Source organism: Limnobacter sp. UBA7229 (assembly GCF_002473065.1).
GTDB classification, from domain to species: Bacteria; Pseudomonadota; Gammaproteobacteria; order Burkholderiales; family Burkholderiaceae_B; genus Limnobacter; species Limnobacter profundi.
In genome coordinates, this window is the sequence record NZ_DKTN01000009.1 from 1 (window position 1) to 7826 (window position 7826).

The window sequence follows — 7826 nt, forward strand, 5'->3', positions numbered from 1 at the left end:
CGAAACACCGCCGCCGATTGGGCTTTAAAAGCAGCGGTGACTCTTCAAGTTCAGATCAAAATGCACCCGTACTGGGTCAATCAATCACATACCGCACTTCGACAATCTCTAGCTCATCGCGCCCTGCCGGTGTCATCAATTGCACAACATCGCCCTCTTTTGCTTTCAACAAAGCACGGGCCACCGGAGAAATCCAGCTGATGTGCCCTTTGGCGGTATCCACTTCGTCAACCCCCACTATTTTCACGGTCAGTTCCTCACCTTTTGAATTGATATAGGTGACTGTAGCGCCGAAGAAAATGCTTTCAAGCTCTTGCTGCGTGGCGGGATCTACCACCTCGGCAATTTCAGTGCGCTTGGTGAGAAAACGAATGCGCCGATCAATTTCACGCAGGCGTTTTTTGCCGTACAGGTAATCTCCATTTTCAGAGCGATCCCCATTGGACGCTGCCCAAGACACCACAGACACCACCTCGGGCCTCTCGGTTTTCACAAGGTGGGTGAGTTCGTCGCGCAAGCGGCGGTAGCCTTTGGGTGTGATGTAATTTTTCAAGCCTTGAGGTAAGGCTGGGGCCGCGTCGGAGCCATCGTCCTCGAATTCTGAATCGTTTTCTTTCGTGAAAGCCTTGCTCATGTCTTTTCTCGTGAATTGCCCGACTAGACAGCCTCTGCAGAAGTGTGCAGGATACAGGAAAGCGGTCGTTTCTTTGCCAATAACACCATCATAAAACCTTCAATGACGATAGAACAGGAAGCGCCCAGAATCATTGTTGTCGACGACAGCGACGACGATTTTCTATTGATCAAGCGGCAGCTGACCAAAACCTGGCACACAGCAATTGTCCGGCACGCCCACAGCGAGGAAACGCTCCGAACAACGCTGGACGACATCGAACCTGATTTGGTGATTTGCGACTATTCCATGCCGCAACTGACGCACGAGAGGGCCATTGAAATGGTTCAGACCCTGCGACCCGAAACACCCATGATTCTGCTCTCAGGACTGGCCAACGACGCTTTGGGCGTGCAGGCCATGCACGAAGGTGTGCGCGATTATGTGGAGAAGTCCAAACCCGAGCGCCTGATTCCTGCGGTACGCCGGGAAATACACACACACCGGCTTCGCCGTGAAAAACTGCTGCTTGAGCAAGCCCACAGGCGGGCGGTGTATTTTGATTCAGCCACCGGTTTTTTAAACCGCCAGGGTTTGGTGAAAACCTTGTCGGGCCTAAGCACAAATTCTGGCGAGGACAACGACCTGTGCCTGCTCAGCGTGAACGTGTCGAGGAACCAGGCACGCCGCCCGGAAGTGGACCCGCGCATTCGGCGCAACATGCTGGAAAAAATTGTAGAGAGAATTCGGGACACATTCAAACAGGACATTATTTGTCGCTGGTCTGACAATGTGCTGGTGGTGCTAACCAACAAGCTGGACTGGAGTGCAGACCAAACCTTGATTGCTGACACTCTGTGCGAGTTTGAAGCCAACCTGAATCGTGTATTCACAGTGGACAACATTGCGGTACGCCCCAATATGCGCCTGGGGTTGGCGCGCCCAGGTGTGCATGGCCAACACGCAGCCGAGTTGGTCACGCATGCACAGTCAGTGGCACATGTGATCGAGTCGCGCGGGCTGGAGCTGTTGAATGTTCTGGATGCGGAAATTCATGATCTCGCCAAGCGCCGAAAAACGATTGAACTGGGTTTGGCCAAAGGGATTGAAAGCAACGAGCTGGTGCTTGACTTTCAGCCCATTGAAGACCTGAGAACAGGCCGCATTTGTGGTCTAGAGGCCTTGGTAAGGTGGACCCACCCCGAATTGGGCCGGATCATGCCCAGCGAGTTTATTGGCGTTGCCGAAGATTCGGGCTTGATTGATGCACTGGGTGACTGGGTGATTGAATCGAGCAGCAAAAAAGTGCTGGAGCTGCACCAGCAAGGGCACAAGCTGTGGTGCGCGGTCAATTGCTCGGCTGGTCAGTTGTTGAATCCGGAGTTTCCGGCCAAGGCCCAGCAAACCATTCGAAATGCGGGGCTTGACCCGAAATGGATTGAGTTTGAAGTCACTGAATCTGCAGCGATTGATGACATGGCCCGCACGGTGGACGCACTGAACAAACTGAAAGCACAAGGCTCGCAAATTGCGATGGATGATTTTGGTACTGGCTATGCCTCGCTGAACTACCTGCGCCAACTACCCGTGGATGTACTGAAAATCGACAAAAGCTTTGTGATGGATTTGCTGGAGGACAAAAACAGCCACATGATTGTGAAAGCTGTGATCGACCTTGCACATGCATTGGGCCTGATTGTGCATGCCGAGGGCATTGAGACTGCGGAGCAACGGGAGAGCCTGATTCAGATGGGATGCGACAGGCTGCAAGGCTATTGGTTTTCCCGCCCTATGGATATGGACAGCTTGAAAAACTGGCTGAATAAAGCCACGCTTGACTAAGTTAAATTCGAACGGCTGAGCGCCCGCCAATTTTCGAGAGGTAATCGAGCAAACGCTTGGCAATCAGGTTCAGCGGCACCACTTCATCGGCAGCGCCGAGGGCGATTGCCTCCCGCGGCATGCCGAACACCACCGAGCTGGCCTCGTCCTGGCAAATATTGTAAGAACCTGCTTTTTTCATGTCAGCCATGGCTTGTGCACCGTCTTTGCCCATGCCAGTGAGCATGATGCCCACGATGTTGCGCGGCGACACTTCCTGACCTGATTTGAACAACACTTCCACCGACGGGCGGTGACGGTTGACTGGCTCAGAATCAGAGAGCTGGCAAATGTAGTTGGCACCACTACGCCCCAACAACAGGTGTTTGTCACCGGGCGCAATGTAGGCATGGCCTGGCAATACGCGCTCACCGTGCACAGCTTCTTTCACGGTGATATTGCACACCTGGTTTAAGCGGTCTGCAAAACTTTTGGTAAAACCGGCAGGCATGTGTTGGGTAATCAGAATTGCAGGGCTGTCTTTGGGCAGCTGCTCCAGAATGACTCGAATCGCTTCGGTGCCACCTGTAGATGAGCCAATCAACACAAGCTTCTCGGTGGCTGCAAATCGATTGCCCAATGCATTGTTGGTGGGCGCGGGCTTGGCCACTTCTGCCGGTACCACCATGCCAGTGACCGGGTCAGTTTGCGCTGCGGGCGCTTGCGCAGCAGGTTTCGGTGGCAGACGGTTTAAACGAAAACGGGCGGCATACGCAGCACGAATTTTGTCGGTAATTTCGTTGGCATAGTCGATCATGCCTTGGCTGATGTCCAGTTTCGGTTTGGTCACGAAATCAACTGCTCCAAGTTCAAGGGCGCGAAAGGTTACGTCGGTTCCACGTTCAGTCAATGTAGACACCATCAACACCGGCGTGGGCCGCAAACGCATGATTTTTTCCAGAAACTCAATACCATCCATTTTTGGCATTTCTATGTCCAGTGTAATCACATCGGGATTGAATTTCTTGATTTGATCTCTGGCAATGAATGGATCGGGTGCCGTGGCCACGGTTTCCATGTCGCGCTGCGAATTGATGATCTTGCTCATCAGGTTTCGAATCAAGGCCGAATCATCCACCACCAACACTTTGATTTTGTTCATCTCATGGGCCCTTAGAAAAACACAATGTCGCCATTGACGGGGTCTTTGTTGATCTTTTCGCTGTAGCGCTTTTCCTGCTGCAAGGCGGCTGAATTGGCACTGGCCACTCGCTCAACACGAACGGCACTGGTTTGGGTATTGAAACGAATGCGGCGGCTGTGTGGCCCACCCAAATCGGATGCCACCACTTTGATTTTGTCTTTCTGTAAAAAATCGATCACGAATTCAGCATTTCTGCGACCCACGTGCTGGGTATTCAAGGCACCAGTAATATTGGCACCGCCAAATACTTTGGCGCTGAGGTGTTCTCGCTTCGCGCCCATGGTCAACAAGTCGTTGACCAAGCATTCCATGGCGTACAAGCCGTAGCGCAAAGACTTGGTTTTGTCGCCAAGGCTGCGGGCCTCAGAGGGCGAATCGGGCAACATGAAGTGATTCAGCCCCCCGATTTTTCGATGGCTGTCCCACACACATGCGGACACACACGAGCCAAGCAGGGTGGAAATTTCAGCAGGTGCCCACGATACAAAATAATCGCCGGGCATGATGATTTTCTTCACTGGCAACGTTGCGCAGTGCGCAGCAGCAGGCGAGGTGAGAAATCCTGTGCTCATGCAGTAACCTGACGCGCCTGACCTTCACCACCAGTGCCGGTTTTCGCGGCCTTGTCGGTGTTGACGGTATACACGGTTTTACCACGTAAGGTGAAATAGTCTCGCGCCATGGCGAAATTCTCGGAATGGCCTGCGTACAACAAACCATTTGGATTCATCAAGGGGGCAAACCGCTTGAGAATTTGCAGCTGCACATCTTTCTCGAAATAGATCATCACATTCCGACAGAAAATGGCATCAAAGCCTGGGCGCAGGGACCACACATTCTCCATCAGGTTCAGCTTTCGGAATGTCAACAATGCTTGCACCTCGGGGCGTACACGGATCAAGCCTTCGCTTTCGCCTTTTCCCTTCAAAAAATACTTGCGCAGTATTTCATCGGGAATTTTGTCGACCTGGTCCATGCGGTACACCCCCTTTTTTGCATGGTCCAACACCTTGGTGTCAATGTCGGTGGCCAGAATGCGCACAGGCGGATTCATGCTGTTGAAGGCCTCCATCGCGGTAATGGCCATGGTGTAGGGTTCTTCGCCGGTGGAAGCTGCACTGCACCACATCTCGATTCGTGCGTTGCGCGAAAGCGATTGCAACTGCTTTTTCAGAATATCGAAATGGTGCGCCTCACGGTAAAAAGAAGTGAGGTTCGTGGTCAGCGAATTGGTGAAGTGCTCCCATTCCGGGTTGCTTGAGTTGGACTCCAGCGCATCCAGATAGGCAGAAAAGCGGCTGTGGTTGCATGCGCGCAAGCGGCGTGCCAATCGGCTGTACACCATGCTTTGCTTGCTGGGTGCCAGTGAAATACCTGCTATTTTCAGGATGAGCGCGCGTACACGGGCAAAGTCCTTGTCATTGAATTCAAACTCCCGGTCTGCATTGTCATCGCTTAACAAACTGCGATTGACCGCTGCGGCAGCCTGTTTGGCACCGGCTACAGCATCATTGGCATACTGTGCTTTGGAGAATTCAAATTTCACGGGGGGTCGGTTCATCAAGGCCTTTGTCGCGGGGTTAACACAATTTGGGAGGTGCCCCGACGCGAATGAGTTCTATACCCTGACATGTTCCGATACTATGAATAAAATAATGCAAGGATTAAAACCTTGAAAGGGCGTTATCTCTCGCTTTGATCCTGCACACAACAATAAAAACCAACAACAAGCGAATAGACAATGAGTGAATCCAAAGGACTCCCCCCATCATTGCTGGACATCAGTAACTTTTCAGATGGTGGATTGAAAGTTCTGGTGGTGGAAGACAATGATTCGGACTTCGAGCTAATGTGTTACCGCTTGAAACAAGGCGGTTTGAAGTACACGGCAACGCGGGTAGACCGCATCGAAGACCTTCGAAAACGTCTGGAACACGAAGAGTGGCAAGTGGTGATTTCTGACCACAATTTGCCTGGTTTTGGTTCAGAGGAAGCCCTGCGCGTGGTGCGCGACTCAGGGCTGGATATCCCTTTCATTATTGTGTCGGGCAGCATTGGCGAACATGTGGCTGTAGAGGCCATGCGTGCCGGTGCCGACGATTATTTGATGAAAGACAAAATGGCACGTTTGGTGCCTGCGATTGAGCGCTCACTGCGCGCCGCAAATGAACGGCGCAGCCTGGCTGCTGCCGAGCTTGCGCAGCGGGAGTCCGAGCGGCGATTTGCCGCCATCGCCGAAAATATTCCTGGCATTATTTTTCAGATGCAATCAGGCCCCTCGATGCAGCGGCCTACTGTGCCGTTCGTGAGCGAGGGCGTGGTGCGTCTGTTTGGCGTGCCACCCAGGCTGTTTCTTGAGAATCCGCATTATTTCTTTGAGCAGTTTGAACCCGACGATGCCGCAACCCTTTTTGAGCTTTTGATGGATCCACCCAAACCAGGTGTGCCTGTGAGCTGGGAGGGTCGAATCAAAAATTACGGCAAACGCGAATCGCGTTGGGTTTACATGAATGCAGTAGCCAAACCACGTGGAAACATGTTTGTTTGGGATGGCGTGTTACTCGATATTTCTGATCGAAAACAGGCCGAAGAACGTTTGCTGAATGCACAGACCGAGTTGCGCCTGGTGACGACCGAGTTTGAGAAAAGACGTGAACAGGAACGCGGGGCAATAGCCCGTGAAATTCACGATGACATGGGTGGATCACTTACCAAGCTGAAAGCTGATGTGGCCTGGCTGAACAAGAACATGACTCTGGATGCTGCAGCGCAAGAAAAACTCGATGACATGCTGGAACTGATTGAACATTTGCTGGCCAGCAGCCAGCGGATTGCCAAGGATTTGCGCCCCGGCATTCTGGACTATGGCTTGATTCCTGCCCTGGAGTGGCAGATGAATGACTTTCAGAAACGCACCCAGATTGAGGGCGTTTTCCAGTGCAATGTCGATGAACTGGATCTCGATGGCGAACAAAGCACGGCCTTATTCAGGATTTTGCAGGAAGCACTGACAAACATCGTGAAACACGCGCAAGCCACACGGGTAGACGTGGAACTGTTTGTAACAGAAAGTGAATTAACACTGGAGATTCGTGACAATGGTCGCGGAATCGAGAATACTGATAAATTAAAAGAAACATCGTTCGGCCTTCGTGGCATGCAAGAACGGGTTGCAGCCTTCGAGGGTTGGGTCGATGTCAGCGGATCCTTGGGATCCGGGACAACGGTCATGGTGTCCATACCAAGAAGCATTCAGACAGGTGAGGCGGGAAATGATTAAGGTGCTGCTGGCAGATGACCATGCATTGCTTCGGGGAAGCCTGAAGCAGTTGCTGGATGACACGGGATTTGTGCAGGTGGTGGCCCAGGCGGGCGAATATTCGGAAATCATGAAAGCAATGACATGCCACACGATTGACCTGGCGATTCTCGATATTTCCATGCCAGGTAAAAATGGTGTGGACATTGTTAAAATTCTGAAAGACAAATACCCTGCCCTGAAAATCCTGATGTTGTCGATGCACCCGGAAGACCAGTACGCGGTGCGTTGTTTGAAGGCTGGTGCATCGGGTTATCTGACCAAAAACACCGCCCCTGAAAAACTGGTGGATGCAATCCAGGTCATTGCGGCAGGCAGCAAATACATTACACCTGAGTTGGCGGAATCGCTGGCCAGCCACCTGACTGAAGACTCGGAGAAACCGCTGCACGCCACGCTCAGTGACCGTGAATTTCAAACCATTCGCATGATTGCTGCGGGCAAGAAACTGAGCGAAATAGCGGATGAGTTGTCGCTGAGCCCGAAGACTGTGAGCGTTTACCGGGCACGGATTCTTGAAAAAATGCGCATGAAAACCAATGGTGAACTGACGCGCTATGCTCTGGAGAACGGGCTGATCTAAGCTTGCTCGGCTGTTCGTTAACTGCCCGATCATCGGCTTGGGTTCAACTCTCTCGCAGCTTTCTTAATCGCCCAATTGGCTTGGGTTCCGATCTCTCGGAGCTCATTAGTCGCCCACTCGGCTTGGGTTCCGATCTCTCGCCAGAAAACCTGTTTCTCCCTTGCTGAGCCTCGCGATGCCTGAGAACGACCCTCCTAAACTGCGGGTCGGGTTCGTTCACTGTCGCCCATTCTGGGCGACACCGGCCCTGCTCGGCACACAAGGGCAGGTTTTCTTGAAGGCGAGG

Annotated in this window: 7 protein-coding genes; 3 read left to right on the forward strand and 4 right to left on the reverse strand. The window is 52.4% G+C overall.

Translation table 11 applies throughout. The features are described from left to right. Positions 1–76: 76 nt before the first annotated feature. The gene (greB, locus tag B4C79_RS04435; protein ID WP_291740953.1) at positions 77–634 is read right to left on the reverse strand and encodes a transcription elongation factor GreB; all 558 of its coding nucleotides are present in this window, start codon (positions 632–634) and stop codon (positions 77–79) included. Positions 635–736: 102 nt separating this feature from the next. Between greB and B4C79_RS04440 the strand changes: the two genes are divergently transcribed. Next, a complete protein-coding gene (locus B4C79_RS04440) occupies positions 737–2455 on the forward strand; it encodes a putative bifunctional diguanylate cyclase/phosphodiesterase (RefSeq protein WP_291752194.1) in 1719 nt (572 codons plus the stop codon). Between the two features lies 1 nt (position 2456). On the opposite strand, the gene B4C79_RS04445 is transcribed toward B4C79_RS04440, so the two are convergent. Genes B4C79_RS04445 through B4C79_RS04455 form a run of 3 tightly spaced genes read right to left on the reverse strand, consistent with a single transcriptional unit; the run spans position 2457 to position 5199 of the window. Then, complete coding sequence (locus B4C79_RS04445; protein WP_171098296.1) at positions 2457–3596, reverse strand: protein-glutamate methylesterase/protein-glutamine glutaminase; 1140 nt, start codon at positions 3594–3596, stop codon at positions 2457–2459. Positions 3597–3607: 11 nt separating this feature from the next. Next, on the reverse strand, positions 3608–4210 hold the full coding sequence (locus tag B4C79_RS04450; RefSeq protein WP_291740958.1) for a chemoreceptor glutamine deamidase CheD: 603 nt from the start codon (positions 4208–4210) through the stop codon (positions 3608–3610). Beyond that, positions 4207–5199, reverse strand: a complete 993-nt coding sequence (locus B4C79_RS04455; RefSeq protein WP_291740959.1) for a CheR family methyltransferase — start codon at positions 5197–5199, stop codon at positions 4207–4209. Before B4C79_RS04455 ends, B4C79_RS04450 begins: the two co-directional genes overlap by 4 nt. Before the next feature lie 180 nt (positions 5200–5379). Here B4C79_RS04455 and B4C79_RS04460 point away from each other — a divergent pair, with 180 nt between their 5' ends. Continuing rightward, positions 5380–6918 carry a hybrid sensor histidine kinase/response regulator gene (locus B4C79_RS04460; RefSeq protein ID WP_275271808.1) on the forward strand — a complete coding sequence of 513 codons (1539 nt, stop codon included), beginning with the start codon at positions 5380–5382 and terminating at the stop codon, positions 6916–6918. After that, positions 6911–7540, forward strand: a complete 630-nt coding sequence (locus B4C79_RS04465; RefSeq protein WP_291752191.1) for a response regulator — start codon at positions 6911–6913, stop codon at positions 7538–7540. Before B4C79_RS04460 ends, B4C79_RS04465 begins: the two co-directional genes overlap by 8 nt. The last annotated feature ends 286 nt before the right edge of the window (positions 7541–7826 follow it).